This window comes from Reinekea sp. (genome assembly GCF_046710285.1).
Lineage (GTDB): Bacteria > Pseudomonadota > Gammaproteobacteria > Pseudomonadales > Natronospirillaceae > Reinekea.
This window is the reverse complement of record NZ_JBKEGY010000001.1, coordinates 31371-49964: the sequence shown is the minus strand read 5'-3', so window position 1 is coordinate 49964 and position 18594 is coordinate 31371. Positions and strand designations below refer to the sequence as shown.

At 43.6% G+C, this 18594-nt stretch carries 18 protein-coding genes; 15 read left to right on the top strand and 3 right to left on the bottom strand.

The annotated features are described in order from the left end of the window. Positions 1 to 156: 156 nt before the first annotated feature. Positions 157 to 483 carry an MmcQ/YjbR family DNA-binding protein gene (locus tag ACI882_RS00250; protein ID WP_411745599.1) on the top strand — a complete coding sequence of 109 codons (327 nt, stop codon included), beginning with the start codon at positions 157 to 159 and terminating at the stop codon, positions 481 to 483. Positions 484 to 693: 210 nt separating this feature from the next. On the opposite strand, the gene malE is transcribed toward ACI882_RS00250, so the two are convergent. After that, positions 694 to 1980 carry a maltose/maltodextrin ABC transporter substrate-binding protein MalE gene (malE, locus tag ACI882_RS00245; RefSeq protein WP_411745598.1) on the bottom strand — a complete coding sequence of 429 codons (1287 nt, stop codon included), beginning with the start codon at positions 1978 to 1980 and terminating at the stop codon, positions 694 to 696. A gap of 118 nt (positions 1981 to 2098) precedes the next feature. Between malE and ACI882_RS00240 the strand changes: the two genes are divergently transcribed. The 14 genes from ACI882_RS00240 (at position 2099) to ACI882_RS00175 (ending at position 16487) form a co-directional block, all read left to right on the top strand. After that, complete coding sequence (locus tag ACI882_RS00240) at positions 2099 to 3316, top strand: FAD-dependent monooxygenase (RefSeq protein WP_411745597.1); 1218 nt, start codon at positions 2099 to 2101, stop codon at positions 3314 to 3316. Between the two features lie 9 nt (positions 3317 to 3325). Further along, positions 3326 to 4573, top strand: a complete 1248-nt coding sequence (locus ACI882_RS00235) for a UbiH/UbiF/VisC/COQ6 family ubiquinone biosynthesis hydroxylase (protein WP_411745596.1) — start codon at positions 3326 to 3328, stop codon at positions 4571 to 4573. Positions 4574 to 4750: 177 nt separating this feature from the next. Further along, the gene (locus ACI882_RS00230) at positions 4751 to 5221 is read left to right on the top strand and encodes a tRNA (cytidine(34)-2'-O)-methyltransferase (RefSeq protein ID WP_411745595.1); all 471 of its coding nucleotides are present in this window, start codon (positions 4751 to 4753) and stop codon (positions 5219 to 5221) included. A 338-nt stretch (positions 5222 to 5559) separates the two neighbouring features. Beyond that, entirely contained in the window at positions 5560 to 6519 is a 960-nt protein-coding gene (locus tag ACI882_RS00225) for a hypothetical protein (protein WP_411743449.1), read from the top strand. Further along, positions 6516 to 7130 carry a hypothetical protein gene (locus ACI882_RS00220; protein ID WP_411743448.1) on the top strand — a complete coding sequence of 205 codons (615 nt, stop codon included), beginning with the start codon at positions 6516 to 6518 and terminating at the stop codon, positions 7128 to 7130. Before ACI882_RS00225 ends, ACI882_RS00220 begins: the two co-directional genes overlap by 4 nt. Beyond that, complete coding sequence (locus ACI882_RS00215; RefSeq protein WP_411743447.1) at positions 7130 to 7777, top strand: hypothetical protein; 648 nt, start codon at positions 7130 to 7132, stop codon at positions 7775 to 7777. Before ACI882_RS00220 ends, ACI882_RS00215 begins: the two co-directional genes overlap by 1 nt. Next, a complete protein-coding gene (locus tag ACI882_RS00210) occupies positions 7770 to 8126 on the top strand; it encodes a hypothetical protein (RefSeq protein WP_411743446.1) in 357 nt (118 codons plus the stop codon). Before ACI882_RS00215 ends, ACI882_RS00210 begins: the two co-directional genes overlap by 8 nt. Beyond that, positions 8119 to 9693 (top strand): pilus (MSHA type) biogenesis protein MshL, encoded by a 1575-nt coding sequence (gene mshL, locus ACI882_RS00205; protein ID WP_411743445.1) that lies wholly within the window; start codon positions 8119 to 8121, stop codon positions 9691 to 9693. Before ACI882_RS00210 ends, mshL begins: the two co-directional genes overlap by 8 nt. A gap of 1 nt (position 9694) precedes the next feature. Next, positions 9695 to 10597, top strand: coding sequence for an ExeA family protein (locus tag ACI882_RS00200; RefSeq protein ID WP_411743444.1), 903 nt, complete (start codon positions 9695 to 9697; stop codon positions 10595 to 10597). Next, positions 10594 to 11628: a tetratricopeptide repeat protein gene (locus ACI882_RS00195; protein ID WP_411743443.1), complete on the top strand. Its 1035-nt coding sequence runs from the start codon at positions 10594 to 10596 to the stop codon at positions 11626 to 11628. Before ACI882_RS00200 ends, ACI882_RS00195 begins: the two co-directional genes overlap by 4 nt. Then, entirely contained in the window at positions 11629 to 12468 is an 840-nt protein-coding gene (locus ACI882_RS00190) for a tetratricopeptide repeat protein (RefSeq protein ID WP_411743442.1), read from the top strand. Next, on the top strand, positions 12465 to 14246 hold the full coding sequence (locus ACI882_RS00185) for a GspE/PulE family protein (protein ID WP_411743441.1): 1782 nt from the start codon (positions 12465 to 12467) through the stop codon (positions 14244 to 14246). The genes ACI882_RS00190 and ACI882_RS00185 overlap by 4 nt, the downstream gene beginning before the upstream one ends. Then, positions 14239 to 15483 carry a type II secretion system F family protein gene (locus tag ACI882_RS00180; protein ID WP_411743440.1) on the top strand — a complete coding sequence of 415 codons (1245 nt, stop codon included), beginning with the start codon at positions 14239 to 14241 and terminating at the stop codon, positions 15481 to 15483. The genes ACI882_RS00185 and ACI882_RS00180 overlap by 8 nt, the downstream gene beginning before the upstream one ends. Positions 15484 to 15515: 32 nt before the next feature. Then, positions 15516 to 16487, top strand: a complete 972-nt coding sequence (locus tag ACI882_RS00175; RefSeq protein ID WP_411743439.1) for a patatin-like phospholipase family protein — start codon at positions 15516 to 15518, stop codon at positions 16485 to 16487. A 4-nt stretch (positions 16488 to 16491) separates the two neighbouring features. Here ACI882_RS00175 and ACI882_RS00170 read toward each other — a convergent pair whose 3' ends face one another. After that, positions 16492 to 17499: an ABC transporter permease gene (locus tag ACI882_RS00170; protein WP_411743438.1), complete on the bottom strand. Its 1008-nt coding sequence runs from the start codon at positions 17497 to 17499 to the stop codon at positions 16492 to 16494. Between the two features lie 3 nt (positions 17500 to 17502). Then, entirely contained in the window at positions 17503 to 18375 is an 873-nt protein-coding gene (locus ACI882_RS00165; protein WP_411743437.1) for an ABC transporter ATP-binding protein, read from the bottom strand. Positions 18376 to 18594: the final 219 nt, after the last annotated feature.

Here is an 18594-nt window from a genome sequence, read left to right as displayed (position 1 = left end):
ATCCCATTGTTAGTTTTTATTAAGGGTTAAAATATCTGTGCAGCGCGTTTGTATAGGTCATCCTACCTGTCTTAAGGTATTGTAGAGATTCGATTTAGGTGGGGGTTTGATTTGACCATGACTCAACAATCAATAAAATTTTGGCAAAGTGTATGTTTGAGCAAAAAAGGCGCCATTGAAGATACGCCCTTTGGGCCGGATGCTTTGGTATTTAAAGTATCGGGCAAAATGTTTGCACTACTTACTCAACGCAAAGATGGGCTTAGCCTAAATTTAAAGTGCGACCCGCAAGAAGCGTTAATTATTCGCGATAGTTTTAACGCAGTAACTGCGGGGTATCACATGAATAAAAAACATTGGAATACGGTAAATCTTGAACAAGATTTAGATGAGCAATTAATCAAAGGCTGGATAGATGATTCATACTTACTCGTGCTAAACACTCTAGCGAAGAAAGCACGTATTCAATATCTAGAAGATTAAAAAGTCCAGTAGAGCTCACTGCAGCCCGACTATAATCTCACAGTTTACGCAGGGTTCAGCGGCCCATTGCTTGAAATTTCGGTCGCCATAAACCCGTCCATGGGGGCTTGATTGAAACATCCATGTTTCAAACACCCGAATTCCAAGCAATGGGCCGCTTCTAAACTAGGGAACAGCAGTACAGTAGAACTGAGCTTTGATTTTTTTGCCTCAATTACTACCAGACGTCGAAGAAGTGCTGGTCAAATAGTGCTTACGAGACCACATTTTCATCGTATCTAACTTGCGTAGCCGAGCGCCAACCGAATCTATGGTGCTTTGTACAGACGCATTGTTATTAACAATATCAGCTAAAGCGAACTCCATTGAGCTCCAAAAGCGTTTCATTTCTGGAATATCGGGCATCGTTTCGCCAGTCGCTGCCATAACGTAGGTATGGGCAATAAATGCATCAGACTCTAGCTCTGCCATCAGTTGCTTATTGGCGGCAGCACCAATTGGGCGATCGGTATCTATGGCTTTCACGCCATCATAGACCACGACATACTCTTCAAGTAACTTTTTAGCCATTTCGGTGTTGGGCGAAGAACTATTGATCGCTGCAGACAAGAAACCAACAAATGGTCGACCTAAGCCCGAATCTTTGTCAACTCTTGGAAACTTAGCTAAGCCAAAGTTTAGGTTCGCCGTTTTTAACTCATTCCATACCCAAGGGCCATTAATATTCATTGCAATATCGCCGTTCTTAAAGCCATCCATCATTGCGCCCCAATCCACGCCATCGCCATCTTCGATGACGCCTTCTTTTTTCAATCGCTGCAATAAATTCAAACCTTTCACAGCGCCACGGTTATCGACACCAACTTCATTCAGTTGGTAGACTCGCTCTATTTTTTTAAACGAATAGCCCCCTGCAGAGGTTAATAGCGGCCAAGTAAAGTAAACGTTGTTAGTTGGCCACATGATGGCGCGTTTGCCTTCTTTACGAAGCTCTTTATCAAGCGCAATGACTTCATTCCAAGAAGTCGGCGCTTTTGGAATGAGATCTTTATTATAGATGAGCGATATAGCTTCCATTGCGATCGGATAACCATAAATTGAATTGCCAACGGTGACCGCATTCCATGCAAAATCATCAATTTGGTCATAAAGTTCTTTAGATGGCTGTACGGGTTCTAGTAACCCTTCGTTAATCCAGTTTCCGAACCGGTCGTGCGCCCAAATTATAATATCAGGGCCTTCTGAGGTGGCGGCAACTCTATCAAAACGGTTTGCTGGGTCTCCATAGCTTTCAGGCCAATCATTCTGAGTTTCAACAATAACCTTAATGCCAGTTTCAGCACTAAATTGTTCAGCTATTTGCCCTAAACCTTCGTAACCTTTATCACTGTTTATCCAGACGACTAGCGCATCTTCTTGGAAGCCGTATGAAAGCTGGCTACTGGCGATTAGAACTAACCCTAACGCTGACGCTTTGACTTTATTGTACAACTGCATATTTGTCTCCGTAGAATTCAAGGGCCTGATTTATAAGCTAAAAATGTTTATACTGACAATATAGTTGAACTCGCGAGTTTCACCACGAGTCAGTGTAATATTAACAAGGTTGTTCTAGATGGTAAGTTGGAATATGGAAAGGTACGAGTTAGTAATTGTGGGTGGAGGTATGGTGGGCTTAACAATGGCGCTCGCTTTGCGGCCAATGCTCGACTTAAACTGCAAGATTGCCTTAATAGATCCCGCACCGAAGCCTACCCAAAGGCCGCTCGAATCACCTAGTTTCGATGACCGCTCGACTGCCTTGTCGAGTTACACACTCAACACGTTCAACACACTGGGGCTAACAACTTTGCAGCAAAATTCCAGCCCAATCACCGCTATTGAAGTGTCCGATCGAGGTCATGCAGGTTATCACCACATGAGCGCCCAAGAGCAAGGCTTTGATAGCTACGGAGCTGTGGTCGCAAATAAAACTCTGGGCCAGCTACTCTGGCAGACTGCAAGTGAACTCAACATTGAATACCGTTTTAATCAGCGCGTTACAAATATCGAAGCCAATCAAAATGGTCATCAACTAACATTAGACGGCGGTAGTCAATTAAGCAGCCAGTATGTTTTGTTATGTGACGGCGGGCGCTCAGAGCTCCATAAACAGCTAGGGCTTCAAGAAAAAACTCATCATTTCCAAGCTCGAGCCAGAATTGCTACAGTTCAAACTCAGTTGCCGCACATTGGCAAAGCCTTTGAACGATTTACCGAGTCTGGCCCAATTGCCTTGTTACCATTTGGTGAATTCAGCGCCCTAGTTTGGACTCTACCCGAGAAAATTTACCCATCGATCTCTGCGTTAGACAAAGCTGAAACATTAGTTTGGTTAAACCAACAGTTTGGCCAACGTTTAGGGACCATTACCGCCATAAGTGAATGGCAAGAATATCCCCTCATTGAAAAGCAACTGCCCATATCTATTAGCCATGGCTTTATTGCCTTAGGCAATGCAGCCGTAACATTACACCCTGTTGCAGGGCAAGGATTTAACTTGGCCATTCGCGGTATTATGCGTTGCGCTGCTTTATTAAATAGCGAGTATCAATCACACCAAAGCCTACCCAACTTTGCTCAATGGCAGGCGCTATCAGATGGTATTCAGATTGATCAATCCAAGACTGTAATGTTTTCAAAAAAACTAATTCAATTGTTTGAATCTAGCAATGTTGCGACCCAAATAGCCAGAGGAATTGGGCTCAACAGCCTAGATCGCCACCCGTTAATCAGTCAATCATTTGCTTTGGCTGGCATGGGTTTAGTACAAAATGCACCGAGTCAACTCTAGAGAGCTGCCATGACTGAGCCTAATCTTACACACGATATTATAATTTCCGGCGGAGGTATGGTCGGTCTGTCACTCGCCTTAACCTGTGCGAACCAAGGACTGCGCGTGGCGCTTATCGAAAAAAACCTGCCACCATCACCAAGCTTAAACGATGGTCAATATTCACCTCGAGTCAGTGCTATAAACCATGCCAGTGAACGCTTTCTTAACAGCATCGGAGCCTGGCAAGAAATTCCTACTCAGCGACTCTGCTCCTACCAGAAAATGCATGTTTGGGACGGCCTTGGCTCGGCACAACTCAACTTTACTGCGGCTGATGTACAGACCGGCCACCTTGGCCACATTATCGAAAACAATCATATTGTTCATGCATTGTGGCAGTGCGTTTATCAACAAAGCCTTATCGATTTGTATACCTCAAAACAGATCGAAAGCCTTAATAATACTGCGCAAAATGCGAGTGTTAACCTAGAAAGCGGTGAATGCTTAACGGCTGCACTCATCGTTGCTGCAGAGGGAAAATTCTCACCCGTACGGCAATTTGCAGGTATTCAAACCAATGAATGGGATTACCAGCACCAGGCCATTGTTACCACTGTGAAGCATCAATTGAACCACCAAAACTGCGCCCAGCAAGTGTTTCTAGAATCTGGTCCGCTGGCGTTTTTGCCATTGAAAACTCGCGACGGTGCCAATAACGTTAGCTCTATCGTTTGGTCGGCCAAGCCAGAGCGAGCTAAGCAATTACTGGCCATGAACGACAATGATTTTAAAAAGGCATTGTCTCAAGCTTTTGAACATTCGCTAGGTGAACTGGAGCATATTGATGCTCGGTTTTCATTCCCTTTAACCGCTCAACATGCGCAAAGTTATTTTCAAGGTCGCGTTGTCGTTGTTGGTGATGCCGCCCATACCATCCATCCATTGGCAGGCTTAGGCGTAAACCTTGGTTTTCTCGATGCCGCCACCTTGGGCGAAGAGTTAACAAGAGCAAAAGATAAAAATATTGATTTAGCGCACCCGCATGTACTGCGGCGCTATCAACGCCAACGTAAAAGCCATACCTATGTAGTTACGGGCTTAATGGAAGCCTTAAAGCGTGGCTTTGATCAGCAAGGGGCTTCCAGTGTTTTAGTGCGCAATGCGGGCATGCAACTTATTAACAAGTCACCTATTCTAAAGCGACCTCTGATTCTTGCGGCGCTCGGTGATATTGGTACAGCGTTACCAAAAGCCTGCCAACCACTCACAAATTAGCGTAATAGACCTCACGCAATGGCATTGACGGCTGTTGCGCTACCTAAAATGCCTGCAACTAGAATGTGATCCGCTAGGTTTCTTTCGTAAAACATCCATTTCGAGTGACTTTAGATACCGACAGGTGCTGATCTGAGATAAAATGCACAGCCAACACCCGTCAAAAGATTAGTCTTTATGTTTGAAATTGCGCTCTTCGAGCCACAGATCGCTCCAAATACTGGCAATATTATTCGTTTAGTCGCGAACAATGGCTGTAAATTACACCTTATTGAGCCACTCGGGTTCTCGTTGGATGAAAAAAAAGTACGTCGTGCTGGCTTGGATTATCATGATTTAGCCAATGTCACCATTCACCCGAACTACGCTGCATTCAAAGACGCTGTTGGCGATAGGCGCATTATTGCGTGCACGACAAAAGGCACACGCAGCCATTCTGATGTCAATTATCACACGGATGATATTCTATTATTTGGTGCAGAAACTCATGGCCTACACCCAGATGTGATGAACAGCATTGCTCCTGAAAACCGAATTAAAATACCCATGCGTGAATCCAATCGCAGCTTAAACTTATCCAATGCAGTCGCTATTATTAGTTACGAAGCTTGGCGGCAATTAGACTATATTGGATCGCTCGACATTTAGTTAGATTGATCAAATTGATAAGTTAATTAACACTAAGGTTTTCCAAAACTAAATCTAGCTTTGCTTTTAAATAAAAAAAATTTAACACCGCTCAGGTTTTTGTTTGCACTATAACACCCTGTTGACTAGCCTAAAGTAACTGGAACCCTGCGTTTTAAAAACAACGAAACATCTGGTTCCACTTTTTATGGCATAAAAACTTAATTTTTTATTAAAATAGTAAGAAATCCGCTAAATTTAGCTATTAAAAGACTTTTAACTCAGGCAGTTAAGTTGATATGTTGCTAAACTACTTGAATTATGTAAATAATCATCAAGTAGCTGGATTAATCAGAGCGATGTTAAAAAAAGTCAGTACCAAACAAAAGCCTCAACAATGGCTGTATCTATCAGCGTTCGGCATGACCGTGTTTCGAACTCGTACAGATGCCGGTAAACTACCATCATTAGAAATTCTGGCTCATCAAGCCGCCCAAGACCCACTTCATAATGCGGCTAATCATGTTAAATGGGTTAGGCAACACATGAAAGGTAGCATCAATTTATTGTTAACAGACAGTTTATATCAATTACTATTATCTGATGTCCCGGACGTACCCGATGAGGAAATTGAATCAGCCATTAGATTCAAAGCCGCTGATTTAATTCAGTACGATATAGAAGACGCTGCTTTAGATGTTATCCAGTTGCCCAGCGAAGCTTATCGCGGTCGTATGAAAATGGCTTTTATTCTTGCAACTAAAAAACAACCTCTACGCGAGTGGTCTATGGCCCTAGTACAAAAAGGCATCCGTATCGACACTATAGATGTGGAGCACACTCAACTGCGCAACCTAGCGGTCCACTTACAAAACTTCAGTGAAACTGGAATATTTCACATTGAGAGCACCCGCGGTCGCTTGATATTAAACTTTCAAGGCGAGATGGTACTTTCACGGACCTTTGATTCGGGCTTATCAACGCTTGCCTCAGAAGGCACTTTTCAAGATGGCGAGCTAGAACTCACTCAATCAGACAACGAGCAAGATGATATTCAACTTGAAACACTTGTTTTAGAAATGCGCCGCTCGTTTGACTACTACGAATCACAGCTCGGCTTAGGCGCTATATCTGAAGTACAACTACTTTGCCTTCCTGAGCACCTTAGTTTATCAACCAAATTAACCGAAAAACTCGGAATGCGTTTCTCACCGATTAACATCTCCGATTTCATGAACTTTACCTCATTGGATGAGAATATCGAACCTAGCCAATTATTGGGTATTGCAGGAACGGCGTTCCGAGGGGCGTTAGCATGACAAAACAAGTAAACCTAGTTTCCAGTGACCTTCTCCCTGGTTATGGCCCAGTGCAATTACCTATTTTTATACTTATCTTTTGCGTCTCATTAGTTTGTGCAGCATTGTGGGTTTTCAGTGCTTATGACACTCGCGCTCAACATTTAGAAGAGAAAGCGATGTGGCAACAAACGGCAAAAAACCAATTAGCCGCATTGGAAGCTTATCAAAAGCTACACCCAAAACTACATAATCAAGACCAATTAGAGCAGCGCAACATTGTATTAACTGATGAACTCAATCTCCGTCGCACCACCTTGCAAGATTTAGCTGACCAACTTGAAAATGCTATTGAGGGCTTCACTCGGCCGTTGTTACAGTTATCTGATTACGATGTGCAAGGTCTGTGGTTAGATACCATTCAACTTAAAGACGGTAAGCGCTCCTTCAACCTAATTGGCTTCGCACAAACGCCTGAGTTGATTCCAGAATACTTGGCTCAACTTGGTCAATCTGACTTTAAAGGCATCACTATCCAGCAACTGAGCGTAGAAAAAGAAGTAGCACAAAATCAGCTATGGCGATTCGGTTTAACCAACGATAAAAACCTAAATGCCTTGGGGGTTCAATAATGTTTGCAAAGAACCTTTATAAAGTACGCCTACAGTTAGAACGCTTGTCGCTTCGCGAGCGCTACTTGTTGTTAATCATTATTTTCGCACTTGTTATACTGGTAGCCCAAGGTGTACTTATCCTTTCGGGTCTCGATAAACATGATGCGGTTATCTCACAAGTGGATAACTATAAGAATGAAGCGACAGCCTATCAAGATACACTCAAGAATTTAGAGTCTGCGGTCAGCAACCCTAGAATTATAGCCCTACAAAATAGTAACCAGCAGTTAGAAAACACTATATCTGAGTTAGATGGCCGCATTGATAAAATTGCCAGCTTATTAATTACGCCTGAGCGTATGGCTTCAGTGATAAAACAATTGCTCAACGAGCAAAATAAATTATCACTAGAGCGTTTTAATGTGCTTCCCGCAAAGCGCTTACAATCGAGCACCGATGTTGAAACCATTTTTTATCAGCACACGATCGAAATTGCGCTAACAGGTGAGTTTGAGGCCTTTGTTTCTTATCTTGAAAAAATAGAAGAGCTTCCCGAGGAGCTCTTCTGGGACGATTTACTCATCAAAACACAATCTTTCCCTGTGCTTGAATTTAGATTAAAGGTTCATACCCTAAGCCGGCAAGAGGAGTGGTTAAATGTTTAAGTTTTGTATTGCTCTAGCGGCTAGTTTTTGTTTTTCTGTATCTTTAGCTCAAGCTAACCCGATGCGCCCTGATAATATGGCGGCACCAAAGAGTACAGCAACTACAACTGCCAAACCGAAGGTTACCTATTTCAGTTTATCCGACATCTCAATTATCGGTGATCTTCGTTATGCCTATATAAATAAGCAACAACTGACGTTAAATGATCTAATTAATGGTTATCGCGTTGCCCAAATTGAAGCCGATTACGTTTTGCTAATTAAAGGCAATTCAGAACGAACTCTTTATTTAAAATCTCCGGGCAGTTTTAAAATTGTTCCGTCGACCGAGGATTACCCGAGTGAATAAGCTACTCAGAATTACTGCATACACACTGAGTGCTACGCTACTAGTAGCCTGTGCGAATACACAAACAGCAGAAACCGATACGGGTTTTAGTGCCCGTGCGGCGCTTGCAGCAGAAAGACAAAATGCCATAGCAACTGAAACAGAACCTCGGCCCAGTGTTGAATCTCCACTAACACTGACCAACGATTTGCTGGCTGTCAATCAAGCGCCTACGTTGAAGCGCATTGATATTGAAGCGAATAATCGCCCAGCTGCGGCTTTTTTTGCTGACCTAGGTAAAAGCCAGCAGGTAAACTTATTACTAGATCCTGGCATTACAAATAACATTACCCTGTCTTTGCGTGGAGTAACACTTAGACAAACCTTGGCTGCGTTGCGTGACAGCTATGGTTATGACTTTGAGAAAACGAGCTATGGTTACCGAGTCGTTCCGAATCAAATATCCACTCGTGTTTACAAACTTAACTACCTAAATGTTGAACGTTCCGGTGAATCAAATACCAACATTGGCAATGGCGAAGACAACAGTACAAACCGCGTCAAAACAACTACCGGTAGCGTTTCCAGCATCAATGGCGAAAGCAACTCTGACAGCTTTTGGGATAATTTAAAAACCTCTCTACAAGGTTTCATCCGCACCAGCAATGAAAACGACAATGTTATCATCAACCCACAAACTGGCTTGCTAGTAGTTCGAGCATCCTCTATTGAGCATAACGCCATCAATAGTTTTTTAACTGATGCAGAACTGACCTTACAAAAACAAGTGATCATCGAAGCTAAAATCGTTGAGGTGACTTTAGACAACGAATTTAAGTCTGGTATCAACTGGAGCATACTTGATGGCAATTTCGCAAACGGAAATGGCAGCGGCTCACTCTCACTAGATGGCAACACGGTTCCTGGCTTTGGCGATGTTGGTGGGGTTTTCAATATTAACTTAGGTATAAATAACTTTACTTCAATGCTCCAACTGCTAGACCATCAAGGTGATGTCCAAGTTCTTTCTAGCCCTCGCGTTTCAACCATCAATAATCAAAAGGCGGTGATAAAGGTTGGCGTCGATGATTACTTTGCGACCAGTGCATCGAGTGATATTACCAATTCAGAAACCAATACAACCACATCGAGTGGTGCTCCCTTTAATCTTGAAAAGATATTTTCTGGGATTGCTTTAGATGTGACGCCTCAGATTTCAAATGATGACAGCGTAACACTACACGTTCGCCCTTCTGTTACAGAAGTCGTCGAGCGTACGAAAGTTATTAATGTCGGTGATCAGAGCTATTCGCTACCGCTTGCCTACTCTAATATTCGTGAGTCAGACAGTATTATACGTGCGCAAAGCGGACAAATAGTTGTCATTGGTGGCTTGCTTCAGCAAAAACAAGATAATGGCAACACAGGGCTACCCTTTTTCTCAAAGGTCCCACTCATTAAGTACTTTTTTCAGCAAGAGCGCAAAGCAACTCGCAAGAGTGAGTTAGTCATTTTATTAAAACCAACCGTTTATGACCAATTCACCAGCCTGAATGATATTGACGATGTGCTAGGAAGAATTCAATAGTATGTACTTGCGTCACTTCGGACTTTCAAAACAGCCCTTCAGCCTAACGCCTGATACTGGGTTGTTTGTTAACTTGCCCAGCCATGAGCAGTGCTTTAATTTGATGACTCATGTGCTCGACAGCGGTGAGGGGTTTCTAAAAGTCATCGGTGATGTTGGAACAGGTAAAACTATTTTGTGCCGTAAGCTGCTTCGTTATTTAGAAGCGCATGAGGCAACAGAGCATCGTTTTCATACGGTATATATCCCTAACCCTATGCTATCGCCGGTTGGGCTATACCGAGCTGTGGGTCAAGAGCTTGGCTTAGACGCTTCAGAAAAACGTAACGACGATGCATTATTGCAACACATTAATGAACGAGTTCTTTCTCTAGCTAACGAAAACAAAGGCGTTGTGATTGTCGTAGATGAATCACAATCGCTGCCGCCAGCGACTTTGGAGGCACTCAGACTCATTAGTAACTTAGAGACTGAAGAAAGAAAGCTCGTGCAAATTATTCTTTTTGGTCAGACAGAGCTCGATGAGCTGTTAAATCAGAATCGATTTAGACAGCTAAAGCAACGTATTACTTTTGCCCATTACTTATCTCCTTTGTCAGTTACCGAAGCTAAGCAGTATCTTCAGTTCCGGCTTTTGCAGTGCGGTTATAATGGCCATGACTTATTCTCCAATTCAGCCATCAAAAAGCTACACAGAGCAGCAGAAGGTATTCCTAGGATGCTAAATGTGTTGGCTCATAAATCAATGATGGCAGCCTACGCAGACCAAAAAAAACAAGTTGAGCTAACGCATGTCGCGCTTGCAACTAACGATACGGCTCGAACGAAGCTGCCGTTAGCACCTTTTGCTGCTGGCGCCGCCTTCGTTGTTCTTGTCGCCACTGTTGTTTGGAGGCTGCTATGAGCGCTATTCATCAAGCTCTGCAACGGGCTACCAATACCCCAGCTGAGCCACTCAATCGAAACGACTACAACCCGTTAGCCTCCAACCTAGGGGGTCCTAAAAAGAAATCCAAAGGGTCTATTTTTTATTGGTTTCTAGCCGGGGCTTTTTTGGTACTTATTCCAGTCGTCGTGTTTTGGCCTATGCCCGGTCAAACACCGATAATTGAATCACAGCAAACGCTCAACACTATCCCTGAGCCAGCAGTGCAAGAGTCTAGTCGTAAAGCTCAGGGAATTGAGACGACACCGGTTCAGGCGGAGTCACTTATTGCGCCAAAGAGCGCCACTCTAGAGAGTGAGTCAACATCTTCACCTATAGACAATGGAACGGCGGTGGTTGAAAGTGTCGCAACTCGCTCATCCACGTTCAGCCCGGCCAGGACTAACCCTGTTAGTTCGCCGCCTAGTCCAGAAGCAACAGTCGACACCCAACCAATAATCAAGTCCAAGCCTGCTGCACAACAGTCAAAGGTCGCTGACATCGCGAAGGTTGCGGAAGAACCTAAGGCCGAGAGTACCCTTGATGTTGTCACCGTCAGTGCAAAACATTGGCAGTCAAAGGTTGAACAACATCTAGCCGATGGAAACATTGAGCATGCTGAAGCCGTCCTAAAGCAATGGATTGGTGGGGCACCACAAGATGAAGCACCTAGATTATGGCTTGCACGCATCTATTTATCTAACCAATTGTATAGTTCTGCCGAATCGTTGTTGACACAACTCGAATCAAATGAAGCGTTAGCCCTAAAAGGTATTCTATTTGAGAAAACTAAGCGTTTTGGGCTTGCGAGCGCTCAATTTTCTGAGTTATTCGAAAGAGAGCCCGAAAGTGGACGATGGCTCTTAATGTGGGCAGTGAATACTGAAAATAGTGGAAAACTGGCAAGATCGCTCGATCTGTACCAAGCTTTCATTAGAAACTTCAATTATGAAGACGAAGCACTCACTACTTTCGCGCAACAACGAGTTCGTGCGCTAGGGGGGTCTTAAATGAAAGCAGTAGCTTTATATTCAATACTATCTGAGCACGCCAATGTCGATCAAGTGCAATTAGACCTGCTATTTAACCAAATGCCTAAAGATGCAACCGTCTCACAATTTCGTAATTTATTGGTTAAAAGCGGGCTGCTAGAATATAACGAAATAATGTCGTTATTTATTACCAAAGGCTTGGCGCCTAGAGGTAAAGCTCTTGTGAGTAAGCTGAAGGCTGAACAAGCCAAAGTGATTGAGTTTAAACCAACGGGCCATGAACAAAAATTTCATATTACAGATACAGAAATCACTTCGACAATAGATATTTCTAATGGTCTCCTACCTGTTGAGATCCCTCCGCCTGTTGAAAGCCAGCTGGAGTTTCGCCATAGCGATGAAAAACAAGCTGTTTTGTTAGCTCTGGAGATGGCCCAAATGGGTGATCCTGCAGAAGCAGAAATTATTTTGTTAGAGACCATAGAAAGCTTCGAAAACTCGGTCGCTGCAATGCAATGCATGTGCTGGCTATATCTAGCAACGGGCCATGTTGAGCTAATCCATCAATGGGCAAGCCGTAATCTAGATCACCATCAGGGCGATACGCTAACGCTTGAGCTACTGTCTTTGGCCGATCAAATTCTCGGTAAACATTTGCTAGCCTCTGCTCGGTATCAACGCCTCTTAAGCAAAGATAAAGTTAAGTCTTCTTGGTATATTTTGTTAGCTAAGTCCCAAGAGGCGAGCCAATGCATCCCAGAGGCAATCGAAAATTATAAAATATATTTAGCGATAGGCAAGGATCCAAAATTGATCGACTTTGCTAAAACGCGATTACAGGAGTTAAACCGTAAATGACCACCTTAACCCCGACTGATGCGACGCCTCGAAAGAGAATTCGTTTAGGTGATCTATTGGTTGAAACCGGCTCTATTACCTCAGGCCAGTTAAACCTAGCTCTACAAGAACAAAAAATTACTGGAAAAAAAGTGGGCCGAGTCCTTGTAGACATGGGCCTCATACAAGAGCAACAATTACTCTTAACATTGTCTGGCCACCTTAGAATTCCATTTATTGAGTTGCGGCAGTATCAGCTCGATAACAACATCATGCATTTACTCGACGAAAATATCGCGCGGCGTTTTCGTTGTTTGTTGCTCAGCAAAAAAGACGGCAAATACTTACTCGGCATGGCAGACCCACTTGATTTAATGGCTGTTGATGAAGTCGAAAAAGCCCTTAAAGAAGATGTAACCACCGCCATCGTCCGAGAATCAGAATTACTGGCGACCCTTGATGTTGTTTACCGCAACACAAGTGAAATTGAATCCTTGGCGGGGCAACTCGACGATGAGCTGTCTCAAAGTGACTTCGACATTGCAAACCTAGCCGATGAAACCGATTTACAAGATGCACCCGTGGTTCGGTTACTGCAAAGCGTACTGGAGGACGCCATCGCTGTCGCTGCTTCTGACATTCATATAGAGCCCGATGAAAAAGTTTTCCGTATTCGTATGCGCGTAGACGGTGTCTTGCAAGAGCAAGTCGTTAAAGAAAAGCGCGTTGCTTCCGCATTAGTGATGCGCCTTAAAATTATGTCTAACCTAGATATTTCAGAAAAGCGTTTGCCTCAAGACGGTCGCTTTAACGTCGGGATTAAAGGCCGCTCGGTTGACGTTCGTATCTCGACCATGCCGGTCCAATATGGCGAGTCAGTGGTAATGCGTCTACTGGATCAATCTGCTGGGATACTTGGTCTTAGTGAATTAGGCATGCCTAAAGAGATTAAAGATCGCTTTGAAGTGATGATTGAACGCCCACATGGCTTAATTCTTGTCACTGGCCCAACGGGTAGCGGTAAAACCACAACACTTTATTCTGCTTTGACTAAGTTAAACACACCTAAACGAAAAATAATTACCGTTGAAGACCCTATCGAATATCGACTCAGTCGCGTTAACCAAGTTCAGGTTAATGCTAAAATTAACTTAACATTTGCGAGTGTACTGCGCACCGCATTGCGGCAAGACCCTGATATAATTCTCGTGGGCGAGATGCGAGATCAAGAAACCGTTTCTATTGGAGTACGTGCCGCAATGACCGGCCACATGGTCATGAGTACGCTACACACCAATGATGCTGTTTCCAGTGCGATACGCCTAGCAGATATGGGTGTTGAACCTTACATGGTTGCCTCAGCATTACGCGGTGTTTTAGCTCAACGCCTTGTCCGTAAAGTTTGCCAAGACTGTAAAAAACCTCATCAACCCGATACACGTGAAAAGATGTGGTTACAAAATATGGTGGGCGGAAAGTTTCAACATACTCCTTTCTTTGCTGGCGAAGGTTGTTATCAGTGCAACAACACGGGTTATAAAGGGCGTGTCGGGGTTTACGAGTGGCTCGAACTTGATGACGCCATGCTCGTTGCCCTGAGAGATCAAGATCACAACGGTTTCATTCAAGCGGCACGACAAAATGCGAGCTTTAAACCAATGGAAGAGCTTGCTTTAGAATATGCCGAGCAAGGTATTACTGATTTAGAAGAAGTTTTCCGTATCTCAATCGATTTAGATGACTTTGAGGGTGATCGCCCACATATTGGCGTTGAGCACTTAGGTGAAACAAATGGCTAATTTCTTTTATCGAGGGCGCAATGAAAATGGAGAGCCTGTCCAAGGCATTTTAGAAGCTCAATCTAAATCTGCGGTGCTTACGTCTCTTAAGAGGCTCAGCATTATCCCTACATTGATTGAGCCGGCAAAGGGTAAGCCTAAACAAGACTCTAAAAAGACTTCTGGGCTCGATGAAGCGTTATCTGGTTTATTTGCCAAAAAGAAAGTCGGCATTGATGAGCTTATAATGTTCAGCCGACAAATGTATGCTCTCACCCGCTCAGGTATTCCTCTAATTAGGGCAATTAACGGGTTAGCCGATGCCTCACGCTCTGAAGTTTTAGGCGAAATTCTCCACGATATTTCACGGACGTTAACCCAAGGCTCTTCGTTGTCTAACGCATTCCGCGCTCATCCAAAAATATTTGGCGAACTGTTTGTTTCTATGATTGCAATGGGTGAGTCTACAGGCCGATTGGATACCGCATTTTTACAGTTGATCAGCCATTTAGAATTAGAAAAAGATACTCGTAAAAAAATAAAATCGGCTACTCGTTATCCTATGATCGTGACCATCGCAATGGCGATTGGCTTAGTCATTATCAATGTTATGGTTGTCCCTGCTTTTTCTACTATTTTTGAAAAACTAGGTGCCGACCTACCATTACCGACAATCATACTTATTGCAACATCTGACTTCATGATAACGTTTTGGTGGCTTATCGCTATTGTCGTCATCGGTTCTAGCTACGCATTTCTACACTGGAAAAAAACACCCGATGGGTTATTAAAGTGGGATGAAATAGTGTTAAGAATACCTATTTTGGGCGGTGTATTTGAGCGTATCGCTTTAGGCCGGTTTGCGCGCCCCCTTGCGATGATGCTGAGTGCGGGCGTGCCATTACTGCAAGCACTTAAGGTATCTTCTCGTACCGTTGGCAATGAATATATCGGTCAGGGCATTGAGGGGATGCTGAAAGGGATTGAACGTGGCGAATCATTATTATCGACCGCCTCATCAAGTGGTTTATTTAACCCGCTCATTCTTCAGATGATCGCCGTCGGAGAAGAAACCGGTAACGTTTCCGACCTGTTAACTGACATTTCCGATTTTTATGACCAAGAAGTTGAATACGATTTAAAACGACTCGCTGAATCGCTTGAACCTATCTTGCTGGTATTTATGGGTTTCATGGTTTTGATTTTAGCTCTCGGTGTTTTCCTCCCAATGTGGGAGCTCGGTGCGGCATTCGGCTAGGTTAATCAAGCAAAAATTCAAAGGTAAAAGCAATGCTCAAAAAGAAAAAAACTGTCTCTCTAGTTTTGGGCAGCGGCGGCGCACGCGGTATGGCACACATTGGCGTTATTCGTTGCTTAGAAGATCAAGGTTATGAAATTAAGAACATCGCGGGCGCTAGTATTGGCGCAATGGTTGGTGGGTTTTATGCCGCAGGCCAACTCGACCAATTACAAAGCTGGGTAACCGCTTTAGATCGTAAAAATGTCCTCGGCCTGTTAGATCTTAGCTTTAGTGGCGGGGGTTTGTTTAAAGGCGATAAACTCATGGACGCCTTAGAATCTTTAGTAAAAGATCGAGTCATTGAAGAGCTTCCCATCGACTTTACCGCGGTTGCGGTAGACTTAGTGCGCCAAAAAGAAGTTTGGTTTACCGATGGCAGTTTATACGAGGCTGTTCGCGCGTCTATTTCTATCCCTTCTGTATTCAAACCCCATTATTATCGTGACATGTATTTAGTGGATGGTGGTGTATTAAACCCAGTACCCGTTGCCGCTTCAATGAAATATGTAACAGACATTACCTTAGCCGTGAACCTCAATGCTAAACGCAACCCACTAGCACCTGACCTAGATCCTGAGGTTGACAACGCTGCTAAAGATGCCTCAGACAGAAACACTGTCCATAGAGCAATTAAACGCTTTATAGATCGGTGGGGTTCTGAAGATAAGGGTGGTTCCTTTCAAGAGCGACAGTTTTCAACCGTTGAGTTAATTAACCGAAGTATAGAGACTATGCAGAATACCATGGCTCACATGAAACTAGCGGCAAATATGCCCGATATCTTGATTGAAGTGCCTTACACTCTCGGTGGTTTATTCGACTATCATCTTGCAGACAAAATGATAGAAGAAGGGTATCAGTTGTGTTTGAAATCATTAAAACACTATGACTTAGTCGGTCCCGAAGAGGCCATTGCTGAAGACTTCCATGGCATAGACCGGTCAGGACTTGATCAATTATAGAGTGTTAACGACCATCTGAGTTCCAGTTAAACAATATCGAGCCAAGCAATAAAAATGCGAGGGTCATCGCTGCCAGGATACTCAGATGATCGCTAATTTGCATAAAGCTGGCACCATCTATCATGACTTCGCGCATAGCCTCAACTATATGAGTTAACGGGAATACGTTAGAAATAACCTTTATAAAATGCGGCGCACCTTCAAGTGGGAACCAAACTTGAGATAAGCCCATCATCGGCCAAGTTGTCATGTTAATTAAGGCGCCGGTAAACTCTTCACTGCGCAATCGGCTGGCAACTAACAACCCCAAGCTGATCAGTGACAATGCTCCTAACACCATGACTATTAGCAATAGTGCGTAACTGCCGATCATCACCGTCGATAAAATATAACGACCACCGAAATATAAAATATTGCTGACAAATACAACTGAAACAAGACGCGATAATACTTGGGCGCTGATAAATTCAATCGCAGTTAAAGGCGTTGCGTTTAACCGCTTAAGCACACCATTTTTTCGATAGCGTACAATCGCATAGCCTACGCCAAACAATGAACTGAACATGATGGTCATGCCAATAATACCTGGTAGTACCCAGTCGACATAACGAATAGCATCACCACGAACAATATTACGTTGATAATGCGGGTCTATTTTAGACAGTAATTGTTCAGCGATATAACCTTGGCTACTTTCGTCATTAACCCAATAAAACTGTTGATCAATATCGATGACCAGGTCTATTTGATGTCGCTGTAAACGTTCAACTGCAACATCAATATCCTGATAAGGTATAAACTGAATATGTTTAACCGCCATAAATTGTGGCCGAGCCACGTAACCGTCTTCTATGGCAATAACACCAACTTTAAATAACGGCTGGCTTTGCCCAAAGGCGAAATAAAACACAAACAACAGCAAAAAAGGGAAAATGAGATTCCAAATGAGTGTACTGCGATCACGGAAAAATTCTTTATTGCGGGCATGAAAGACCGCTAACATACGTTTCATTCACTATACCCTTAATGCATGCCCTGTCAGTTTCAAGAATAGGTCCTCTAAGTTGGGGCGCTTCACCTGTAAGCCTTGTAAGGAAATTTTCTGCTCTATTAACCATTGAATAGTTTCATCAACGGTATCGGTGGCTATTTCATAATTACCCTGCACTTGCTGATGATCAATATTAAGTTCGATTGCGTTCTCGATAGGCAAAGAGACAACCGCACCAGTAAAGTGCTCGGCTAATAAATTTGAAGGGGCGCCACGAGCAATTATTCGTCCTTGGTCCATAATGGCGATATCATCACAGAGAATGTGCGCTTCATCCATGTAGTGTGTTGTTAGAACAATACTTCTACCTTGGGCTTTTATTGACTCAATGAGAGTCCAAAAATTGCGTCGAGCTTGTGGGTCTAGACCTGTTGTTGGCTCATCAAGAAACACCAGATCTGGCGAATTAACTAAGGCAAGGGCTAACAGCAACCGCTGCCGCTGCCCGCCAGACAATGTGCGGGCATCTTGCTTGAGGATATCTTCTAGCGCGCATAATTCAATGAGTTCTGGTAATGGCATGGCCTTGTCATATAAATCATGAAACAGCTGCAAGGTCTCTTTTACGGTAAGAAAGTCTTGCAGTGCCGTCTGTTGAAATTGCACCCCTACTCGCTTATAGACCGACTTTTTGGCAGGTTTTCCAAATAAGGATATTTTTCCTGAGGTTGGCGGTAAAATACCTTCTAACATCTCAATAGTCGTTGTCTTGCCTGCGCCGTTTGGCCCCAATAAGCCAAAACAACAACCTTCAGCTACCGCAAAGCTTAACTGATCGACCGCAATGGCAGATCCATAATGCTTGGTTAGGTTCTCAACAGAGATCACATTTGCCATTTGGTTCACTATATTTTCATGTAAAAAGGCATAGGCTAATCAAGCTAGACTAAAACTACCAGCCCCAATAGTCATTTAGCGTTCGATCGGTGTTTAAGGATCCCGGTCTGAGGTTGACTGTGTTAGACTGGTTGACCGAGCCTAGATTAGTGTCATAGGCCGATTCAAACTAAAACTCAATATGCGATGACCTCTTAATGGGGGTCAAATGGGTGCCAT